15 protein-coding genes are annotated in these 19,433 nt (G+C 66.2%); 8 read left to right on the top strand and 7 right to left on the bottom strand.

Going from position 1 to position 19,433, the window contains the following annotated elements; translation table 11 throughout:
- The first annotated feature begins 46 nt into the window (after nucleotides 1-46).
- Nucleotides 47-751: a GntR family transcriptional regulator gene (locus tag BLU38_RS21090; RefSeq protein ID WP_091527380.1), complete on the top strand. Its 705-nt coding sequence runs from the start codon at nucleotides 47-49 to the stop codon at nucleotides 749-751.
- Here the strand turns inward: BLU38_RS21090 and BLU38_RS21085 are convergent.
- Genes BLU38_RS21085 through BLU38_RS21075 form a run of 3 tightly spaced genes read right to left on the bottom strand, consistent with a single transcriptional unit; the run spans nucleotide 736 to nucleotide 4,615 of the window.
- A complete protein-coding gene (locus tag BLU38_RS21085) occupies nucleotides 736-1,731 on the bottom strand; it encodes a D-2-hydroxyacid dehydrogenase (RefSeq protein WP_091527379.1) in 996 nt (331 codons plus the stop codon). The two genes, BLU38_RS21090 and BLU38_RS21085, sit on opposite strands and share 16 nt — an antisense overlap.
- Nucleotides 1,728-3,725, bottom strand: a complete 1,998-nt coding sequence (locus BLU38_RS21080) for an alpha-amylase family protein (protein WP_091527378.1) — start codon at nucleotides 3,723-3,725, stop codon at nucleotides 1,728-1,730. Before BLU38_RS21080 ends, BLU38_RS21085 begins: the two co-directional genes overlap by 4 nt.
- The gene (locus BLU38_RS21075; RefSeq protein WP_091532892.1) at nucleotides 3,722-4,615 is read right to left on the bottom strand and encodes an NAD(P)-dependent oxidoreductase; all 894 of its coding nucleotides are present in this window, start codon (nucleotides 4,613-4,615) and stop codon (nucleotides 3,722-3,724) included. Before BLU38_RS21075 ends, BLU38_RS21080 begins: the two co-directional genes overlap by 4 nt.
- A gap of 154 nt (nucleotides 4,616-4,769) precedes the next feature.
- Between BLU38_RS21075 and BLU38_RS21070 the strand changes: the two genes are divergently transcribed.
- The 6 genes from BLU38_RS21070 to BLU38_RS21045 are packed head-to-tail and all read left to right on the top strand — an operon-like array spanning nucleotide 4,770 to nucleotide 11,900.
- Complete coding sequence (locus BLU38_RS21070) at nucleotides 4,770-6,083, top strand: alpha-amylase family protein (protein WP_091527377.1); 1,314 nt, start codon at nucleotides 4,770-4,772, stop codon at nucleotides 6,081-6,083.
- On the top strand, nucleotides 6,080-7,207 hold the full coding sequence (locus BLU38_RS21065; protein WP_197679805.1) for an enolase C-terminal domain-like protein: 1,128 nt from the start codon (nucleotides 6,080-6,082) through the stop codon (nucleotides 7,205-7,207). Before BLU38_RS21070 ends, BLU38_RS21065 begins: the two co-directional genes overlap by 4 nt.
- Nucleotides 7,208-7,229: 22 nt before the next feature.
- Nucleotides 7,230-8,735, top strand: a complete 1,506-nt coding sequence (locus BLU38_RS21060) for a glycoside hydrolase family 10 protein (protein ID WP_091527375.1) — start codon at nucleotides 7,230-7,232, stop codon at nucleotides 8,733-8,735.
- 25 nt (nucleotides 8,736-8,760) lie between these two features.
- Nucleotides 8,761-10,077, top strand: a complete 1,317-nt coding sequence (locus BLU38_RS21055) for an ABC transporter substrate-binding protein (RefSeq protein WP_157683601.1) — start codon at nucleotides 8,761-8,763, stop codon at nucleotides 10,075-10,077.
- Nucleotides 10,078-10,089: 12 nt separating this feature from the next.
- On the top strand, nucleotides 10,090-11,037 hold the full coding sequence (locus tag BLU38_RS21050) for a carbohydrate ABC transporter permease (RefSeq protein ID WP_091527373.1): 948 nt from the start codon (nucleotides 10,090-10,092) through the stop codon (nucleotides 11,035-11,037).
- Complete coding sequence (locus BLU38_RS21045; protein WP_157683600.1) at nucleotides 11,034-11,900, top strand: carbohydrate ABC transporter permease; 867 nt, start codon at nucleotides 11,034-11,036, stop codon at nucleotides 11,898-11,900. Before BLU38_RS21050 ends, BLU38_RS21045 begins: the two co-directional genes overlap by 4 nt.
- A 58-nt stretch (nucleotides 11,901-11,958) precedes the next feature.
- On the opposite strand, the gene BLU38_RS21040 is transcribed toward BLU38_RS21045, so the two are convergent.
- Nucleotides 11,959-12,579 (bottom strand): TetR/AcrR family transcriptional regulator, encoded by a 621-nt coding sequence (locus tag BLU38_RS21040; protein WP_091527371.1) that lies wholly within the window; start codon nucleotides 12,577-12,579, stop codon nucleotides 11,959-11,961.
- Nucleotides 12,580-12,772: 193 nt separating this feature from the next.
- Here BLU38_RS21040 and asnB point away from each other — a divergent pair, with 193 nt between their 5' ends.
- On the top strand, nucleotides 12,773-14,608 hold the full coding sequence (gene asnB / locus BLU38_RS21035; RefSeq protein WP_091527370.1) for an asparagine synthase (glutamine-hydrolyzing): 1,836 nt from the start codon (nucleotides 12,773-12,775) through the stop codon (nucleotides 14,606-14,608).
- Here the strand turns inward: asnB and BLU38_RS21030 are convergent.
- The 3 genes from BLU38_RS21030 to BLU38_RS21020 all read right to left on the bottom strand — a co-directional run bounded on the left by BLU38_RS21030 (nucleotide 14,601) and on the right by BLU38_RS21020 (nucleotide 19,427).
- Nucleotides 14,601-16,532 (bottom strand): FAD-binding monooxygenase, encoded by a 1,932-nt coding sequence (locus BLU38_RS21030; protein ID WP_091527369.1) that lies wholly within the window; start codon nucleotides 16,530-16,532, stop codon nucleotides 14,601-14,603. The two genes, asnB and BLU38_RS21030, sit on opposite strands and share 8 nt — an antisense overlap.
- Before the next feature lie 76 nt (nucleotides 16,533-16,608).
- The gene (locus BLU38_RS21025; RefSeq protein ID WP_091527368.1) at nucleotides 16,609-18,525 is read right to left on the bottom strand and encodes a glycoside hydrolase family 76 protein; all 1,917 of its coding nucleotides are present in this window, start codon (nucleotides 18,523-18,525) and stop codon (nucleotides 16,609-16,611) included.
- 140 nt (nucleotides 18,526-18,665) lie between these two features.
- The gene (locus BLU38_RS21020; protein WP_231919963.1) at nucleotides 18,666-19,427 is read right to left on the bottom strand and encodes a C39 family peptidase; all 762 of its coding nucleotides are present in this window, start codon (nucleotides 19,425-19,427) and stop codon (nucleotides 18,666-18,668) included.
- Between the last annotated feature and the right edge of the window lie 6 nt (nucleotides 19,428-19,433).

Here is a 19,433-nt window from a genome sequence, read left to right as displayed (position 1 = left end):
ACAGCAGGAGCGCGATCGGGCGGATGATGGACAGGGAGTGAGGACGATGACTGCGGGGACATCGGCGGGTCGATTTCAGCTGGGACCGTCCTCACTGACCGAGGCACTGTATGAGTCGTTGCGCGCCAGGATCGTGAACGGCGACATCGCCCCGGGCGAACGGCTGACCGAACAGCGGATCGCCGGCGAGTACGACGTCGCCCGGCCGACGGCCAAGGCCTGCCTGGAAAAGCTCACCGCACTGGGACTGCTGCGCCGGACCGCACACAAGACCGCGGTGGTCCCCGAGCTGGACATCGACGACATCACCGACCTGTTCTTCTGCCGTGGACTGGTCGAGTCGGCAGCAGCCGGCCGACTGGCAGCGACGACGACCGTCCCGGACGCGGCCACCGAGGCCCAACAAGCGATGATCGCGGCCGTGGAGCAGGACGCCTACCGTGATCAGGTCGAGGCCGACATCGCCTTCCACACCGCGCTGGTCGGCGGCGTCGGCAGTACCCGACTGAGCCGGTTGTTCGAGACCATCTCCGGCGAGATCCAGTTGTCGATGGGTCTGTATCAGGCGCACAAGACCGCCAAGCCCGCGTCGGTGGCGCATGAGCACGACGCCATTCTGACCGCCATTGCCGATGGCAACCAGGAGCTGGCGGAACGCTGCGTGCGCGAGCATCTGCAGCACGCAGCTGACCGGGTGGCTGCTCGGCGGGAACAGCAACTCGCCGAGCCCGAGAATCAGCCGACGGTGTAGCGATCCCGTGGGGTTGCGGCGTTGATCATCGGCTCGCCACGAAGGTAGTGCTCCCGGTTGGCGATCATCACGTCGATCGACCGTTGGGTCTTGTCCGGCATCGGCAGCGTGTGATGCGGCGTGATCATCACATTCGGCAGGTCCCAGAGTTCGGAGTGCTCGGGCAGCGGTTCCGGGTCGGTGACGTCCAGCCCTGCACCGCCGATCCGGCCGTCGCGCAGGGCCTCGATCAGCGCCTGCTGATCGACAACGCCACCACGGGCCAGGTTGATCAACAAGGCGTCGGCCTTCAGCAGGCCGAGCTCGCGTTTGCCGATCAGTTGGTGGGTCTCATCACTGAGCCCGACCGCGAGCATGATCACGTCGGACTCTTCGAGCAGCGGATCCAGCGGGTCGCCGCGATCGGCGCTGAGCATCCGGTCGACGTCCTCCGGCGCCTCACTGTCGCTGCGCCGGTAAACGATCACCCGCATCCCGAAGGCTCGGCCGAGAGCCGCCATCTGTCGACCGGTGTGGCCGAAGCCGATGATGCCCAGGGTCTTGCCCCACAGGCAGCCACGTTCTCGGATCGACTCCGGTGGCGCCCACCGGTGCCCGGCTTGCTGCCGCAGCGCGGCCGACGTGTCGTAGCTCAGCGCGAGCGCGAAGTGGAAGGCGTGCTGCGCCAAGGCCGGCCCGGATCGGCCGGCCGAGCCGGTCAGCGCGATGCCCCGCTCGAAGATTGCGGGCCGCGCCGACTTGTTCAACCCGGCGTGGTCGCAGTGGATCCAGCCGATCCGCGGTGCCGCCAGGTGACGGTCGTCCAGATCGCCGGCCAGCAGGGCCACCTCGGCCCGTTCCAGAGTGGCGGTGATCCTCGCGTCGTCGTCAGGACGGCAGTGGACGAACTCCGCCGGCGCGAACGCAGCCCGGAGCTGATCGAGGTCAGCCTCGTCATAGCCGAGGGTGCACAGCACTGTCTCGATGGTGGGTGCCATCATTTCTCCTCGATCACGATCGCCTCGAACAGTTCGATGTCCGGCAGCTCGATGATCAACTCACCGTCGACGTAGGAGGATGGGCAGCTGCGGCCTGCGACCAAGGCCCGAACACCGCGCGGTGCCGCCGACAGTGGCAGCCGGACCCGACCGGATACCGGGATCGGTGGCGCGAAGCTCTTCCGTCGCCGACCGGAGAAGTTGATCAGATGCAGCACCAGCCGGCCGGGCGCCCGCTGCATCGTGATCTCCACACATTCATCGAGCTCGGCGGTCAGCAGCACCCCGGCACCGGCGAGACTGCGGACCAGGCCGGCCGCCAACCGGCGGAAACCGTCCAGGCCGAGGTCGTAGTAGCAGCGGCCGATCGTCCACGGCACTAGTGCGACCGCTCCGTCGCCGCTGACCAGATAGCCCGGCCGTCCGTCCGGCTGATTGCCGTAGGCCTTCTCCGGAGGTCCGAAGCGCGCTGCGCCGAGATGCGCCAGCATCGATCGGGCGTCGGCCGCCGACTCCACCTCGTGGTAGCTGCCGTAGACCGGCAGCATCGGCGGCGCGAAGTCCGGTGCGTCGGCATCCGCGCTGACGTAGGTCGCCTTCAATTCCTCCGGGTCGTCCCGGGTCTGCAGCACTCGGCGGATCGGCATCCCGGACAGCTGCGGCCGGCCGTCGGCATCGATCGTTCCGCGACCGGTGATCAACAACCTGCCGCCGGCGGACCGGAATCGCTCGACGGCGCTCGCAGCATCGGAGGCCAGGGGGCAATCGGGGATGATCAACACCGCCAGCCGATCCAGGTCCGGCGCCTGGGCCAACCCCTCGGCAGGGATCACGTCGAACGGACAGTGACCCTCCTGCAGCGCGGCATAGAGTCCGCGGAACTCGGCCTCACTCTCGGCGTGCCGAGTCAACGTCTGGGCCAACGGATCGGGACGAACCAGGCCGATACTGCCGGCGGGACGGAGGTCGGCGTAACTGTCGGAGTTGGCCTTGCGCAGCCGGACGATCTCCGAGGCCTGACCCAGCAGCGGGTAGTCGATCTCCCCCGGCGGACCCATGATGTAGGCGGACGGATTGCCGCCGCGAGCCAGCGTCTGGGCGAAGTACTGGGCGAAGTGCTCGGTGCGCTCGGCCGCCATCCGATAGGGCATGTCGATGAAGGACACGGCGTTCACCAGCACCGGCAGCTCGGGAGATTCCGACCGCACTCCGCTCACCATCGCCCCGGTGGCCGGGTGCCACAACTCGCGGCCCACCTTGTTGTTGGCCTCGTGGAAGACGATGTCGGCGGCGTCCCGCAGGATCAACCCGGCGTCGGGGTTGCGTTGCTTGACGTGATCATGGATCCGCTCCGACAGATCCTTCAGCACGCCGCGCGACCAGGATCGCCATTGGTCGTAGGTCGGTGAGTCCGGTCCGGTGGGCAGTTCGGCACCGCCGCTGAATTCGGCGAAGGACTTGCGGGAGGTGTCGTTGGCGCAGGGGCCGCGATAGACGCCGCTGTAGTCGACCTCGTTGAAACCGAACCAGTTGAAGAAGAAGCCGTCGACCGGGTAGCGATCCAGCACCTCATCGATGATCTCGAAGGAACGTTGCTGGTAGTAGTCGGCGCTGGGGCAGGTGCTGACCAGATCGTTGTAGACCTGTCGCTCGCCGTCCGGGCCGATGAAGCACCATTCAGGATGATCATCGGCGATTGCCTTGCTGATCTTGGAGAAGTCCATCCGGGCCATCAGCCGGACCCCGCGCCGGTGTGCGGCCTCGACAGCGTCGCCGAGCAAGTCACCGCTGGCCCGCTCGCTGAGTGCCGGATTCCTTGTCTGGAACGGAAGATCGCTCGGGTAGAAAGACAGGATGCCGCCGGCATTGATCAACCAGACGTCGGCGCCGTACGCAGTGATCGCGTCCAGTGCTGCCTCGACGTCCATCCCGGCGTCGATCTCCCGCAGGTTGGTCTGGAACATCGCGAACGGCCGCTGCCACCAGCGTTGGGTCATGGTTTCACCGCGTTCAGCTCCGCACATTGGGCGTACAGCGCGGAATGATCAAGGTCACCGTCACCGCGGGCGACCAGGGTCTGCATCAACTGAGTGACCAGTGCGGTGGCCGGCAGGCCGACCCCGGCGGCCCGAGCCGAACGTTGCACGATCCCGAGATCCTTGTGATGCAGGCGAGCCCGGAAACCCGGCCGGAAGTCGCCCGCCAACAGACTCTCCCGTTTACGTTGCAGCACGGTGCTGCCGGCCAGGCCGCCGCCGATCACCTCCAGGGCTCGCTCCAGGTCGGCGTCCTGCCCACGCAGGAAGACCAGGGCCTCGGCCAGTATTTGGATGTTGCCGGCGACGACGATCTGGTTGGCCGCCTTGACCACCTGGCCGCTGCCGGCAGGACCGACGTGCACGATCGTCGTCCCGAGCAGGTCGAGCAGCCCGCGAGCCGATTCCAGTACCTCGGCCTCGCCGCCGACCATGATCGACAACTGGCCCTCGATCGCCCCGGCCTCACCACCGCTGACCGGCGCGTCGAGGAACCGGACGCCCTGCGCGGTCGATCGGGCGTGCAGGTCACGGGCGGTGTCCGGGTCGATGGTGCTCATGTCGATCCAGAGCACGCCGGCGGCGGTGTGGCCCAGCACGCCGCCCTCACCCAGCCCGACCTCGACGACGTCCGGGGAGTCGGGGAGCACCGTGATCACGACGTCCGCCCCGTCGACGGCCTCCGCTGTCGACCCGACCGCCTCGATCCCCTGCTCGGCCGCCTTCGCCCGCGTCTGTTCGGATCGTGCGAAGCCGCGGACCCGGTGTCCGCCTTGGACCAGGTTGGCCGCCATCGGCAGCCCCATGATCCCCAGTCCGATGAATCCGATCGAGAGTCCAGTCTCAGACATCGCTGCCCCTTCGTGATCGTGTGCAGTGCCGACCATCTTTCACCGCACAAGTTGAACAATGCAATCTTGTCAGACTAAGTGTCTTGACATGCAACACTACGCGTAGTCATACTCCCAGCAGGTGCACAGTCGCTCCCGAAGGGATCTGTCGTCGATGCCACTGACCGAGGTTGCCGCCAGCCTGTATGCCTGGGATCTGGCCGACGAGACCGTCGAACGATGTCTGGACAATCTGCAGGCCCTGGCCGGGGTGAACTCGGCGTATCTGGTCGGCCTGATGCACAAGGAGAAGCGGCCGCTCCATGCCCGTTTCTATCCCCACAATCCGGTCCGCAAGTACTACACGCCGGAGGACAGCCGGGCCTACTGGACCCCTGATCCGGCCGGTTACCGCGGTCGGATCAAACCGCTGACCTCGGATCGGGATTTCCTCCGTGGCACCGACTGGTTGGACACCTTGATCCAGCCGGCACGGGAACGCGGGCTGAAGACCGGCTGCGAGATCTCGCACACCGTGATCGACGCTGACGTCGCCCGCCGGGAGTATCCCGACGTGCTGCAGCGCGATGCGTTCGGCAATGTGGTCGGCACCTTCGAGGCGATCGAGGCCCAACGGGCCCTGCCGTGCTTGAACAATCCCGATGTTCAGGAGTATCTGGCGGCCCTGGTGACCGACCTGGTCGGCAACCACGATATCGACTTCATCCAGAGCTGCCTGGTGATGTTCGGCTCCGGCTACTCCCGCAGCAACACCGTCGGCGGGGCGGCCACGGCGTCCTGGAGTGATCTGATGGCCACCGCGACCGGCGGCTGCTTCTGTGATGCCTGCCGCCACAAGGCGACCGCCGCCGGCCTGGACTGGGAGGCGATCCTCCGCGAGGCTCGGCATCTGGCGATCGTGCACAGCGGACGTGATCTTGAAGAAGCCCACGAGGCGCAACTGCTGCGGGAGAGCAACTACAGCGAGGCCGAACTGCTCCTGGAGTACGAGGCATTCGCCTCCTGGCTCTCCTTCCGCCGACACAGCATCGACGACCTGTTCGCGTTGGTCAGCACGGCCGCGCACGATGCCCGGCCGGACATCGACTTCCGTTACAACACCTACATGGCGCGGCCGGAGCTGGCCGGTCTGAGCTTCAGCTCCGCGTTCGAACACGTCGACTCGGTCCGCGAGTCCGACTACTCCGACCAGCTCGGCACCGACGAGGGCGTGGCGATCAAGCGAGCGAAGCTGATGCGGGCCCGGAGGGCGCTGGGCTATGACAAGCCACTGCTGGCCGCACTCGGTGTGCGTCCGAACGCCACCCCGGAGATCCTGCGTGCCTCGGTGAAGGCCGCGGTCGACTCCGGCTGCGACGGCTTGTCGCTGGGCCACTACGACGGCGCCACGATGGAACGCCTCCGGGCGGTGCGCGACGGGATGGTCGAGTGGGAGGCCCTGGAGTCCGAATGGATCCACCGGCCATGAGCATCATCCGCTCGGTGACGCTGACCGAATTCGCCTGGCAGCCGCCCGGCAGCAACCGGCAGTCGCGCAAATTCGCTGTCCGGATCGACACCTCCGACGACGAGTCCGGCAGCTACGTCGCCCTGTGGAGTGCGCCACCGCTGGCGGTGCTGCAGACCATCGCCGCGGCCCGACTGCTGATCGGCCAGGATCCGCGGGATCGGGAACGGCTGTGGAATCTCGCCGCCCGCGCGCACGCCAAGAACGACCGGATCGGGTACGGCGCCCTGGACATCGCGCTGTGGGACCTGGCCGGGCGCACCCTGGGCCAGCCGATCTGGGCCCTGCTCGGCCGACAACGAGACCGACTACCTGCCTACGTCAGCACGGTTTCCGGACGCAAGGGCACCGGAGCGCTCGGCTCGGCGCAGGCCTACGCCGACTACGCCGAACACTGTGTTGATCATGGTGCGCTGGCCTACAAGTTCCACGGCTTCAGCGGCGCTTCGGTTCGCGACGAGATGGAGATCATGCGCGCGGTCGGCGAGCGGCTCGCCGGTCGGGCCGACGTCATGACCGATCCGGGCAAGGGATTGGCCACGGTCGCCGATGCGCTACGGCTGGGCCGAGTCTGCGACGAGGTCGGCGCCTTCTGGTGGGAGGACCCGTTACGGGGTGACGCGCCGACCGCACACCGGCTGCTCCGGGAGCGGATCCGGACCCCGTTGTTGATCACCGAATTCGTACGTCCGTTGGAGTTGCGCACCGCCCTGGCGATCGACGGTGGCACCGACCTGCTGCGCGCCGATCCCGAACTGGACATGGGCATCACCGGGGTGATGAAATCCGCGCACGCCGCGGAGAGCCTCGGTCTCGACCTCGAGGTGCACGCCGGCGGACCGGCCCAACGGCACTGCATGGCGGCCATCCGCAACACCAACTACTACGAGCTCGGACTGCTCGATCCCGAGCTCGGCAATCCTGCCATGCCGCCGGTCTACGCCGAGGGCTACAACGAGACATTGTCGGCCATCGATCCGTCGGACGGCTGTGTCTCGCTGCCCGACGGCCCGGGCCTCGGCGTCAATTACGACACCGACTGGATCGACGCCCACACCGTCGCCGTTCACCACATCACCGAGTAGCCCAACGAGGAGCTGCCTGACCATGTCCACCCCCGACGCCACGACCGACTCCCAGGACCCGGTCGTCGCGATCCAGATCGGCGCCGTCTCATTCGCCGACGAGGGCGTCGAACCCGTCCTGGACATCCTGCAGGAACGTGGCGCGGTGAACGCGCTGTTCCTGGCCACTCCGACCTGGACCCGGGGCACCGGCGGCCGGCAGGTACCCGGCCGCCCGCTGCCCGACCACGGTGTCCAGTCCTATGACCACGACTGGGTCGGCGGCAACTACGCCACCATCCATCCGGAGTTCTATCGCACCACCCGGCTCGGACCGGTCGGCCGGGCACCGGACTACGACGGCGATCTGCTGTCCGACGTGGTGTCAACGGCGGCCGAACGCGGTGTCGCCAGCTACGCCTGGATGGAGGAAAGCTCGTACGCGCAGGCCCTGCGGGACTATCCGAACTTTCCGCAGTGCCTGGAGGTCGACGTCTGGGGACGGCCGGCGCCCCGACCGTGTTTCAACAATCCGGACTACCGCAACTGGCATCTGGGCATCGTCGAGGACTACGTCAAGAGTTATCCGATCGACGGCCTGGCCTGGTGCTCGGAGCGTCCGGGGCCGCTGAACATCCTGCTGCAACGCAGCAACACCCCACCCGAACTGGTGACCTGCTTCTGTCGATACTGCCGAGATCGCGGGCAGGAGGCCGGGATCGACGTCGACCGGGCACGCGCCGGCTATCGCGAACTGTTGGACTGGAACAGCCGGGTCGGCGCCGGTGACCGGCCGGCCGACGGCGCTTTCGTCACGTTCTGGCGGATCCTGCTGCACTACCCGGAGATCCTTGCCTGGCAGACGTTGTGGACCCAGAGCCAGCGCCAGCTCTACCGCGACATCTACGGTGTCGCCAAGGCCTGCCGGCGTTCGGTGCAGGTCGGCTGGCACGTCTTCCACGAGATCTCCTTCAGCCCGTTCTACCGGGCCGACCAGGACTACGCCGAGCTCAGCGAGTTGTCCGACTTCATCAAGGTGGTCGAGTACAACAACTGCGCCGGCCCCCGCTTCCACAGCTGGATCGACAGCATCTCCCACAGCCTGTTCGGCGACGCCGATCCCGAACAGGTCTACCCACTGATGCTCCGGCTGCTCGGCCTGGAGGAGGCCGACTATGGCGACCTGCCGCAGACCGGCTTCAGCGCCGACTACGTCCGGCGGGAGACCGCCCGCGCCGTCGCCGGGGTGCGGCCGGGCTGCAAGATCCTGCCGGGCATCGACATCGATATCCCGGTCGGGCAGGTCCCGGCAGCGACCCAGGACCGACGACGCAGATCGGAGGCACCGTCCGGGGTGAACGCCGACAACACCAGCGGCTCGGCTCTCACCCACTGCACACCCGAAGGCGTTCGGGACGCCGTCCTGGCCGCCTTCGACGGCGGCGCCGACGGCGTCGTCCTGAGCCGCAAGTACTCCGAGATGCGACTGGACAACCTCTCCGGTGCCGGCGAGGCGATCCGTCAACTGGCAAACCAACGAACTCCTTGAGCCCGTCAGATGTGAGGACATGATCATGAACGCAACGACGCGATTCAACGCCTCGCCCAGCAACACGTCCACCCTCAGCAGACGCGCCTTCGTCGGCATCGGCGGCGCCGCTGCGGCTTCGATGTTGGCCGGCTGCAGTGGCAGCACCTCCGGCGGCAGCGGCTCGAAGTCGATGACCTTCCTGAACGACTCCGACGTCCAGGACAACCCGTTCGGCAAGGCCGTCGAGGCCTTTCAGAAGAAGAGCGGGATCACCGTCGAGGTGCAGCCGGTGCCGTCGGACTACGACACCAAGTTCCGGACCGTGCTGTCCGGCGGCAAACCGCCGGATCTGATCAAGATCAACGATGACTACGTCAAGGGCATGTCGGCCACCGGTGCCCTGCTGGATCTGAACACCTACATCAAGCGGGACAAGCTGGACACCTCCCACTACCCCCAGGAGTTGTACGACTTCCCCAAGCAGGCTGACGGCAAGCACACCGCCTGGGTGATCGCGCACTCACCCCGGCTGATCTACTACAACGTGGACGCGTTCAAGGAGGCCGGGCTCGAGCTGCCGCCGACCACCTGGAGCTCCGAGGGCTGGACCTGGGACGATTTCCGGAGCACTGCCCAGAAGCTGACGATCAAGGGCAAGCGGTTCGGCGGTCTGATCTATCTGGACACCGGTTTCGAGCAGACCTTCGCGATCAACAACGGTAGCCCGACCGGCATCTTCGCCGGCGACGGCAGCAGCTTCACGCTGTCCGAACCGAAGGCCGCCGAGGCCATCCAATGGGCGACCGACCTGACCTGCAAATATCACGTCCAACCTGCCTGGGGTGACCTGCAGAGCACCAATGCCGACCTGCAACTGTTCACCCAGGGCAAGTTGGCGATGATGTTCAGCCAGTTCAGCACGCTGCCCTATCTGGCCGAGAACGTGAAGGACTTCACCTTCGACGTTGCGCCGCCGCCGGCCGGGCCGGCCGATCAGAAGACCGAGTCGAGTGTGATCACCTACGCGATCCCGACCAAGGCGGAGAACCCGGACGCGGCCTGGGAGTTGCTGAAGTTCCTGACCAGCCAGGAGGGCGGCAAGTTCTTCGTCGAAGGCAACATGTGGCTGTCGATGGACGATCGGGCGCTGCAGTACCTGTCCAAGCCACCGGCACACGTCGAGCTCTTCGCAGAAGCGGTGAAGCATTCGACGCTGCCCAATCAGACCAACAACACCCTCGGCGCCCGACAGATCTACCGTCCGATGCTGGACGACGTCTACAACTGCAACAAGACCGCCGAACAGGTCCTGCAGACGGCGAAACCGCGGGTTGATCAATCGCTGAAGCAGCAGGGCTGAACGGATCTCCCGATGACCGCCGTTCATTCCCAGGCCCGTGGACTGGCCGGGTCCGCACCGGGTGACCCGCCGGTCCGCCGACGCCGTCGAGGGGGCTGGCGGCGCTACGAGGGCCTGGTCTACGTAGCGCCGGTCTTCCTCGGCATTATTGCCTTCCAGCTGATCCCGATCCTGGTCTCGATGTATCTGTCGTTGGCCGACTGGAACGGGATCAACCCGCCGAAGTTCATCGGTCTGAAGAACTTCACCGAGATGTTCACCAACGACCCGCTGTATCTGTCGACGCTGCGGAACACGTTGCTGTTCACCCTCGGCGCGATCCCGACCACCACCGTGCTGGCCTTTGTGCTGGCGCTGTTGTGCAACCGCAAGGTGCCGGGCATCGCGGCGTTCCGGGCAGCGTACTTCGCTCCGTTCATCACCAATATCGTGGCGATCGGCTACATCTGGTATTGGATCTACAAGCCGGACCAGGGTGTGTTGAACGGGCTGCTCTCGGTGGTCGGCATTGACGGGCCGGCCTGGCTGTCCAGCCCCAACCTGGCGCTGATCTCGGTGATCGTGGTCAGTGTCTGGCAGGGTGCCGGCTACCCGATGGTGATCTTCCTGGCAGGCCTGCAGGGCATTCCGAAGGATCTCTACGAATCGGCCAGCATCGACGGCGCCAGCACCACCAGGCAGCTGTTCAAGATCACCATCCCACTGATGACGCCGAGCATCTTCTTCGTCCTGATCACCCAGTTCATCACCTCGTTCCAGGTGTTCGGAGTGATCTACATCATGACCCAGGGTGGGCCCGGAAACAGCACCAGTGTCTACATCTACTACCTGTACCAGGTGGCCTTCTCGTTCGGCCGATACGGCTACGCGGCGGCGATGGCGTGGGTGCTGTTCGTCATCCTGGGCGTCATCACCCTGATCCAATGGAGATTGCAGAAGCGGTGGGTGTTCTACGGATGATAACGACCACTGAGATGCCGGCCAAGAGCACACGGGCCAGGGGCAGCAACATCAAGATCATGAACATCGTGCTGTACGTGTTGATGATCATCCTCGCACTCACTTTCATCCTGCCTCTGCTGTGGATGATCGGCGCCTCGTTGAAGGAGGAGGGCAAGGTCCTCAGCACGCCACCGACACTGTTCCCACTGCATCCGCAATGGAGCAACTACGCCCAGGTCTTCGACGTCATCCCGCGGTTCTTCTACAACAGTGTGAAACTTGCGGTGATCAACGTCGTCGGCGTCCTGGCGGTGTCGTCGCTGGCCGGGTTCGCCTTCGGACGGCTCCGCTTCCCTGCCAGGAATGTGCTGTTCGTCGTGTTGTTGGCGACCGCGATGATCCCCGGCATCGCCTACCTGATCCCGCAGTACATCATCTTCCAACAGATCGGTTGGGTGGACACCCAACTGCCGCTCTGGGTGCCGCGGGTCTTCACCCCGGTCTTCGCGACCTTCCTGATGCGGCAGTACTTCATGAGTCTGCCGCAGGAGTTGGAGGATGCTGCGCGGGTCGACGGCGCCGGTACCTTCACCGTGTTCTGGCGGATCTTGTTGCCGGAGACCAAACCGGCGCTCGGGGCGATCGCGATCTTCACGTTTCTGGAGTCCTGGAACGACCTGTTCGGCCCGTTGATCTACATCAATTCCCGTGAACTGCAGACCCTGCCGGTCGCGCTGGCCCAGTTCCAGAACGAATACTTCAGCCAGATCACCCTGCTGATGGCCGGCGCGACGATCGCCGTACTGCCGGTGATCGTGGTCTATCTGGTGGCGCAGCGGCAGTTCATCCGCGGCATCACCCTGACCGGCATCAACCGCTGAGCCGGACCTGAGCGAGACCCAACAGGTCGACCCGCCCTACCGTTGTCACCTGCACAGATCAGCGACGTGCCTGGGCCAATTGGGACAGGTGTTGGCGCAGCACCCGCTGGACCTGGGCCGGGGTCACCGACTCCGGCTCGTAGACCCGCTCGATCGTGAGCCCTCGCAGCAGTGCCGACAGCCGTCGTGATTCCACGGCCCGCACCGCGGGACTCCAGTGTGGCCGGACCCGGCCCAACACGCGGCGCACCAGGGCCAGTCGCCGGCCGTCGATGCCCGCCATCACCGCGGCGAGTTCCGGATCGGTCCTGGCCGCCTCCCGCATCGCCGTCCAGATGGTCGCCTCGGCCAGCCGGTCGTCATCCATCGGCAGCAGTTGCTCCAACCACTCCAGGCTGCGCCGCCGGCGGGCCGCCACCGACAGACCGGCACCGGGGTAGATCAGCGGCCGGGCGGATTCGTTGAGGCGCAACATCAGGTCGTCGCCGATGATCTGCAGCGTCAGCCGCCGCAGGTCGTCATGGCCACCGACATAATGCCGGACCGAGCCGATCGCCAGTCCGGATTCGGCCGCTACCGACGTCAGCGACAGCGCCGCCACCCCCTGTCCGATGATCACCCGGCACGCTGCTCGGACGATCTCGCGGCGCCGTTCGTCGGGGTCGATGATCTTGGGCATCTGCTTTTTATAGCAGCATGCTGCTAATTCGTTCTGTACGCCGGATGGGCCTGACTCCGCTGCGTCAGGCTCAAATCCGCGCGCGGCCAACCGACTCCGACCGCCCCCGCAGCTCGCTCTCAGCTGGCAGTCCTAGCGTCGGACCGAATCACTGTCCACGGCGGACCCGCGTCCGCGCAGGAGGATCGTCATCGTGTGTGGAATCACCGGATGGGTCGGCTACGACCACGACCTCAGCACCAGCACTGTCATCGACACGATGACGGAGACGATGGCCTGCCGCGGTCCAGACGCGGCCGGCACCTGGTTGTCGCCACGCGCGGCGCTCGGGCATCGCCGGCTGTCGATCATCGACCTGGAGACCGGCGACCAGCCGATGACCGCCGACACCCCGAACGGTCCGGTGACCATCGTCTACTCCGGCGAGACGTACAACTTCGCCGAACTCCGTCGCGAGCTGTCCGGCCGTGGGCATCGGTTCCGGACCAGCTCGGACACCGAGGTGGTGCTGCACAGCTATCTGGAATGGGGCGCCGATCTGGTCGACCGGCTGAACGGCATGTTCGCGTTCGCGATCTGGGACAGCCGGACCGAAAAGCTGATCTTGGCCCGGGACCGGATGGGGATCAAGCCGCTCTACTACTACCCGACCGCCGACGGCGTGCTGTTCGGCTCGGAGCCCAAGGCGATCCTGGCCAATCCGCTGGCCGAGCCGGTGGTCGGTCCGGACGGGTTGCGTGAGGCGTTCACCATGATCAAGACCCCCGGTCACGCGATCTGGGAGGGGATGGCGGAGGTGATCCCTGGGACATTGATCACCGTCGATCGCCAAGGACTGCGCAGTCACACCTACTGGCGGCTGGAGACCCGACGACATCCCGATGATCTGGACGGCACCGTCACCCACGTCCGGGACCTGCTCGACGACATCATCGGTCGTCAGCTGGTCGCCGACGTGCCGCGGTGCACCTTGTTGTCGGGCGGCTTGGACTCCTCCGCGCTGACCGCGATCGCCGCCCAGCAGCTCGCTGCCGAGGGTGAGCGGGTCCGCAGCTTCGCCGTCGACTTCAGCGGGCAGGAGGAGAACTACCAGGCCACCGAGTTCCGGCCGACGCCGGACGCGCCTTTCGTCCGGGATGTAGCCAAGCAGTCGCAGACCGAGCACGCCGACATCGTGCTCGACACGGCCGACCTCGCCGATCCCGCCGTCCGCCGGTCGGTGATCAGCGCTCGCGATCTGCCGACCGGGCTCGGCGACATGGACCTGTCGCTGTTGCTGCTGTTCAAGGCCGTCCGCGAGCATTCCACGGTGGCACTGTCCGGTGAGTCGGCCGATGAGGTGTTCGGCGGCTATCGCCAGTTCTTCTCCCCCGTCGCGCGCGAGGGGACCACCTTCCCGTGGCTGGCCGAATTCGGCAAGTACGCCGACCGGACATCCTCGCTGTGGAACGAGAGTCTGCTGGGTTCGCTCGATCTGCGCGGCTACACCGCCGACGGCTACGCCTCCGCAGTCACCGAGATCGAACGGCTCGACGGCGAGGACGACCTGGAATGGCAGATGCGCAAGATCAGCTATCTGCATCTGACCCGCTTCGTCCGGGTGCTGCTGGACCGCAAGGACCGGATGTCGATGGCGGTCGGCCTCGAGGTCAGGGTGCCGTTCTGCGATCACCGGCTCGTGGAGTACGTCTACAACGCGCCCTGGGCATTCAAGAACTACGACGGCCGGGAGAAGTCGCTGCTCCGTGGTGCGACCAGGGACGTGCTGCCGCGTTCGGTCGCCGACCGGGTCAAGTCGCCCTACCCGTCCACCCAGGACGAGAGCTATGCGACGGCGTTGCGGGAGCAGGCCGGCGATCTGCTCGGCACGCCGAACCATCCGGTTTTCGACCTGGTCGACTCCGACCGGTTGTCCACGCTGGTCGGCCGGGCCGACAATCCGTCGATGTTCGGCCGGATGGGCCTGGAGCGCACCCTGGATCTGGCGGTCTGGTTCGATCTCTACCGACCGGCGATCAAGATCAACTGATCGGGACCGACTCGCCGGCACTGGCCGGAGTTCCCTTGTCGACAGGGAAGATCCGGGCGAAGAAGTCGGCCAGTGCTGCCGAGTCGTCCAGACTCAGCACGTCGGCTACGTAGTGATCGGGTCGGACGACGACGAGCACGCCGTCCCGGTCGACGCCTCGACTGTCGAAGATGTCGTCGGCCGGGTCGGCCGCGTACACCAGTTCGTGATCGACCACGGAGAACGGGCCGACCTTGGGCCGATAGGCCGCCGGCACCCGGCCGAGATCGACGTCGTCGTACGGCTGTTGATAGATGATCTTGACGTCGAACCAGGCGTCGACATCGGCACCGGCCGGGGTGTAGGCGACCACCGGGGACTGCGGCGAGGTCGAGATCCAGTCGGCGAACGCGGTAGCCCTGGAGTCCTCGCCGGCCCGCGGCCGGTCGGCGAAGACGTAGATCCGCCATCGTCCGTCGGCCCGGTGATGGTGGCCCAGGTGGACCGGGTTGGCATCACACACCCGAGTGACGACGTTACTCCTGAATCGCTTGCCCAGTGGGAATCCGGTCGCCAACTGCTGTCGCGCCGCACCGTCGATGATCATCGACGGCGGGTACTGCGTCATCAGTCCGGCCGGGAACTCCGCGGTCTTGACGTAGAAGGTCTCCAGCTCGGTGGGATCGGACAGCTCGTCCGGCTTGGCGGCCATCAGGCTGGACCACTGCCGATCGAAGTCGATCAGGTTCTGGGCGATCACCTGGCGTTCGGCCGAGTAGGTGTCCAACAGTGCTGCCGACGCTCGCCCCTGGAGGACGTGGCCGAGTTTCCAGGCGATGTTCCAGCCGTCCTGCAGTGACACGTTCATGCCCTGGCCCGCCTTGGCGCTGTGGGTGTGGCAGGCGTCGCCGGTGATGAACACCCGCGGGCTGCGGGTCCCGGTGAGCTCGGCCGGGACGTCGTCGAACTTGTCGGTCAGTCGGTGACCCACCTCGTACACGCTGCGCCAGCAGACCTCCTTGACGGTCAGCGTGTAGGGATGCAGGATCCGGTTGGCCCGTGCCTCCACCTCCTGTTGCGACGTGTGTCGGACGTCGCCGCCGTCCTTCCCGGTGACCTCGCCGAGATCGACGTACATCCGGAACAGATAGTTGCCCTCCCGCGGGATCAGCAGGATGCTTCCGCCGTCGTGGGACTGGATCGCGCACTTGGTCCGGATGTCGGGGAAGTCGGTCTCGGCCAGGACGTCCATCACACCCCAGGCATGGTTGGCCCGGTCACCGACCAGTTCCCGGCCGATCGACTCGCGGACCCTGCTCCGGGCACCGTCGCAGCCGATCACGTACCGGGCGCGGATCGTGCGCCTGCTGCCGGCATCCGGGCCGGCGGTGCGTTCCAGGGTGGCGATCACCGGATGATCATCATCGTCGGCGACCTGCAGAGTGACGAATTCCCAGCCGTAGTCCGGCACCGATCGGGTCGGAGCGTTCCGGGCGACTTCGGCGAAGTAGTCCAGAACCCTGGCCTGGTTGACGATCAGGTGCGGGAACTCGCTGATCCCGGTCGGGTCGTCCGGTGTCCTGGCGGCGCGCACGATATTCTCCGGAAGCTGCGGATCGGGCTTCCAGAAGCACATCTCGGTGATCCGGTAGGCCTCGTCGATGATCCGATTGGCGAAGCCGAAGGCCTGGAACGTCTCCACACTGCGGGCCTGGATTCCGTCGGCCTGGCCGATCTCCAGCCGGCCGGGTCTGCGTTCGACCATCCGGGTGACGATGTCGTCGAACTGGGCGAGCTGTGCCGCGGCGATCATGCCGGCGGGCCCGCTGCCGACGATCAACACGTCGACCTCGGCAGGCAACTCGTCGGGGCGGTCCACGCCGCAGCCGGCAGCCGGCTGGATCCGCGGATCACCCGAGACGTAGCCGTGGTGGTGGAACTGCACACCCGCTCCTCACGTCACTGTGGGACCTCGATCGAGGCCCACAATAACGCCGGACGAAACAGCTGCAGCCGACCGGTCAGCCGGCGCCGGTGATGTCGACACTCAGGTGCGAGAGTCGTCCTCCCCAACCGTCGTCGGGAAAGGAATCGGACACCTTGAGGTAGACCGCCTTGTCGGTCCCGAGATAGGGCGCGAGGTCGATCTCGTGGGTGGCCTTGTTCTGGCCGTCGTGGATCTGTTCGGTCTCTTTCAGCACTGTCGTCCAGTCGGTCCCGTCCGGTCCTGCCTGGACGGTGTACTCGTTGTCGATGGTCAACTTCGCAGTGGCAGCCTTGGTGTCGGCCGGCAACGGGAAGCGGTAGACGAAGTAACTGTTGCCGTCGGCGAACCGGTTCTGCGGACCACTGCTCTGCGATCCGTCGGCGTCGTACAACCACGGGTCCTCCGCGGCCGTACCGGTATCGAAGTCGATGCTGTGCGCGACCAGCACGTCGGCCTCGGCGGTGAACGTCAGCCGCGGATCGGCGGTCACCGTGGCTCGTACGGTGTGGTGTCCGTCGGCGGCATCGGCAGGCACCGTGACGTCGACGGCGATGCTGCCGTACGCGGGCGTCCGGCTGCCGTCGGTGCGCAGCGCCACCGAGGAACTCTTCGGCGTGATCTGCCAGCCCTTCGGCCCCGTCACGTCTGCCGTGACCTGCATCGGACGCTTGCCCGCCGCGGTCCCGGAGACGCCGAGATTGATCTTGATCCGGGTCGCGCCGGTCGCTGCCGGCATCACCACCGGTTGGGCCGGGTCCATCGTTGCGGCCAGTGAACGGGTCGGCGCCGGCTCCGGCACGGCCGCGATCAACGCACTCAACGCGCTGGCCTGGGTCCGCCAGTCGAAGGCGTTGGGGTGTTCACCGTCACCGGCGCCACCGGCCCACCGTTCGCCGAGTCGATCCGCTGCGTCGCGGTCGGTGGTCCAGATGCTGTCCGCCTGCCGCTGGACGAAGGCCTCGTACCGGTCGGCGTGCGTGGTGTCGGCGAGATCCATCACGTAACGCATGAAGATGCCCTTGAACTGCTTGCCGTTGTCATCACAGCTCCGGTCCGCGACATCGCAGGACTCGGTGAGGATGCCGTCGGTGGTCAGCTCCGACGACGTCAGAGCGGCGTCGGCCAACCGGCGCGAGGTGGCCAGCAGTTGATCATCACCGGTGGCCCGCCACAGCTCCAGTCCGGCGCCGATCGCCAGCCCCTGGTTGTAGCTGTAGACGGTCTGGCCGTTGCTGGTGCAGTCGTCGTTCAGTCCGTCGTTGACCAGACCGTCGGAGTTGATCATGCCGCTGTCCATCAGCCAGTCCCAACCGGCCCGGGACTTCTTCAGCCATTGGGTATCGCCGTCGATCCTGTTGTGCAGCTCCGCAGTCAGCCGGATCCACAGCCCGTTGGTCACCGCGTTCTTGTAGGTCCGCTCACCGTTCCACCACACGCCGCCACCGCAGGTGTCATCCCAGTAATCGTTGACGAACTCGGCGATCGTGACGGCCATGTCCAGATACTTCCGATCACCGGTCAGGTCGTAGGCCTGGATCCAGGTCAGCCCCCACCATTCGGAATCGTCGATGGCCCGACTGGTGAAGTTCCCGAGCAGCGGATCCCCGGACAGATAGCCGGGCGGGAAAACACCCTTGTCCTTCTCGAAGGTGTTGTCCAGTTGCGGCAGGTAGCGGCGATCACCGGTGCGTTGCATGTAGTCGCCGATGGTCTGCAGGGCGACCGCGGAGTTCCACCAGCTGGAGGGGAACCAGGCCTTGACCGGTTCGTAGGAGCCCATCAACACGTCGGCCGCCACCCGGGCTCTTGCGGTCGCGGTCGCCCCGGAGTCCTCGGGCACGTCGGCCCGCGCCGTGACCGCCGTTGTCGCCGGGACCAGCCCGACAAGGAGTGCGATCAGTCCGATCACCCCGTTGCGAAGACGGTGCGGCCGGTGCTTCCCGATCATCATGAACAGCCTTCTCCCTGCGCTTGCTGCGATGGAAACGTTTCCGAAGGTCGCACGTCAGTATGCTGAGCCGACCCGGACCTGTCAACCGTCAGATGCCGACCGGCACGCAGCAACCGGGCCCGATCAGCTCAGGCATCACATCAGGCGCTGTAGCCCTTCGGCGGGATCAGGGTCGCCAACTGCTCGAAGGTCAGCCAGTAGGTCTCGGTGGGAGCGAAGCCGGCCGGGTCGGCGATCAGTACGTCCTGGTTGTCGGGGTTGTAACCGATCACGGTGAAGTAGTGCCAGATCGTCTGGTCGCTCGGATAGCCCGGCGGATGGTTGCTCGGAGGGGCGACGATGTTGGTGACCAGCGGATAGCCCTGATCGAGATCGGTGGTGACGTCGTTCCAGAGCTTCTCCCGCTGGGCCTGGGTCGGCGGATCGTCCGGCATCTCGGTGGTCTCGTACCATCCGACGTACTTGGCCAGGACGGCGGTGACCTGACCGATCCAGTCGGTTCCGTTCTCGCTGGTGGGCAACTCGTCGGCCATCTGCTGCTGGGTGACAGCGACCCCGCGGGCGGACAAGGCGATCCGGGTCGCCGCCGGACCGCACCAGTACGAGGTCTGCTGATATTCGAAGTCGATGTCGACCACGACATTGCCCTCGGCACGTGCTTGCGCCGTCTGCTGCGCGACACGGGTACGGACGCCTCCGGTGGTGCTGCGCATCGCCCATTGCGGGACCCGCTGAGCCTGTGGGGTGTGCTTGGGCTCGGACGCCGGTGCTGCGGCCGCCGTCCCGATCGGCAGCACCCGCGCCGACGCGGCGACCGGCAGCGCAAGCGTCGACGCGGCGACGCTGCCGAGCAGGAACTGTCGTCGGGACGGAAGACGGCGATTGTCGTGCATCGTGATCATGGTTCT

Source organism: Microlunatus soli (genome assembly GCF_900105385.1).
GTDB classification, from domain to species: Bacteria; Actinomycetota; Actinomycetes; order Propionibacteriales; family Propionibacteriaceae; genus Microlunatus; species Microlunatus soli.
This window is presented reverse-complemented; position numbering and strand designations above follow the sequence as displayed.

Excerpts from the sequence above, each read along its gene's own strand:
- BLU38_RS21045 (WP_157683600.1), top strand. The coding sequence starts at position 11,034 with ATGATAACGACCACTGAGATGCCGGCCAAGAGCACACGGGCCAGGGGC.
- BLU38_RS21025 (WP_091527368.1), bottom strand. The coding sequence starts at position 18,525 with ATGATGATCGGGAAGCACCGGCCGCACCGTCTTCGCAACGGGGTGATC.
- BLU38_RS21080 (WP_091527378.1), bottom strand. The coding sequence starts at position 3,725 with ATGACCCAACGCTGGTGGCAGCGGCCGTTCGCGATGTTCCAGACCAAC.
- BLU38_RS21040 (WP_091527371.1), bottom strand. The coding sequence starts at position 12,579 with ATGCCCAAGATCATCGACCCCGACGAACGGCGCCGCGAGATCGTCCGA.
- BLU38_RS21020 (WP_231919963.1), bottom strand. The coding sequence starts at position 19,427 with ATGATCACGATGCACGACAATCGCCGTCTTCCGTCCCGACGACAGTTC.
- BLU38_RS21070 (WP_091527377.1), top strand. The coding sequence starts at position 4,770 with ATGCCACTGACCGAGGTTGCCGCCAGCCTGTATGCCTGGGATCTGGCC.
- BLU38_RS21085 (WP_091527379.1), bottom strand. The coding sequence starts at position 1,731 with ATGATGGCACCCACCATCGAGACAGTGCTGTGCACCCTCGGCTATGAC.
- BLU38_RS21055 (WP_157683601.1), top strand. The coding sequence starts at position 8,761 with ATGAACGCAACGACGCGATTCAACGCCTCGCCCAGCAACACGTCCACC.
- BLU38_RS21050 (WP_091527373.1), top strand. The coding sequence starts at position 10,090 with ATGACCGCCGTTCATTCCCAGGCCCGTGGACTGGCCGGGTCCGCACCG.
- BLU38_RS21075 (WP_091532892.1), bottom strand. The coding sequence starts at position 4,615 with ATGTCTGAGACTGGACTCTCGATCGGATTCATCGGACTGGGGATCATG.
- BLU38_RS21090 (WP_091527380.1), top strand. The coding sequence starts at position 47 with ATGACTGCGGGGACATCGGCGGGTCGATTTCAGCTGGGACCGTCCTCA.
- BLU38_RS21065 (WP_197679805.1), top strand. The coding sequence starts at position 6,080 with ATGAGCATCATCCGCTCGGTGACGCTGACCGAATTCGCCTGGCAGCCG.
- BLU38_RS21060 (WP_091527375.1), top strand. The coding sequence starts at position 7,230 with ATGTCCACCCCCGACGCCACGACCGACTCCCAGGACCCGGTCGTCGCG.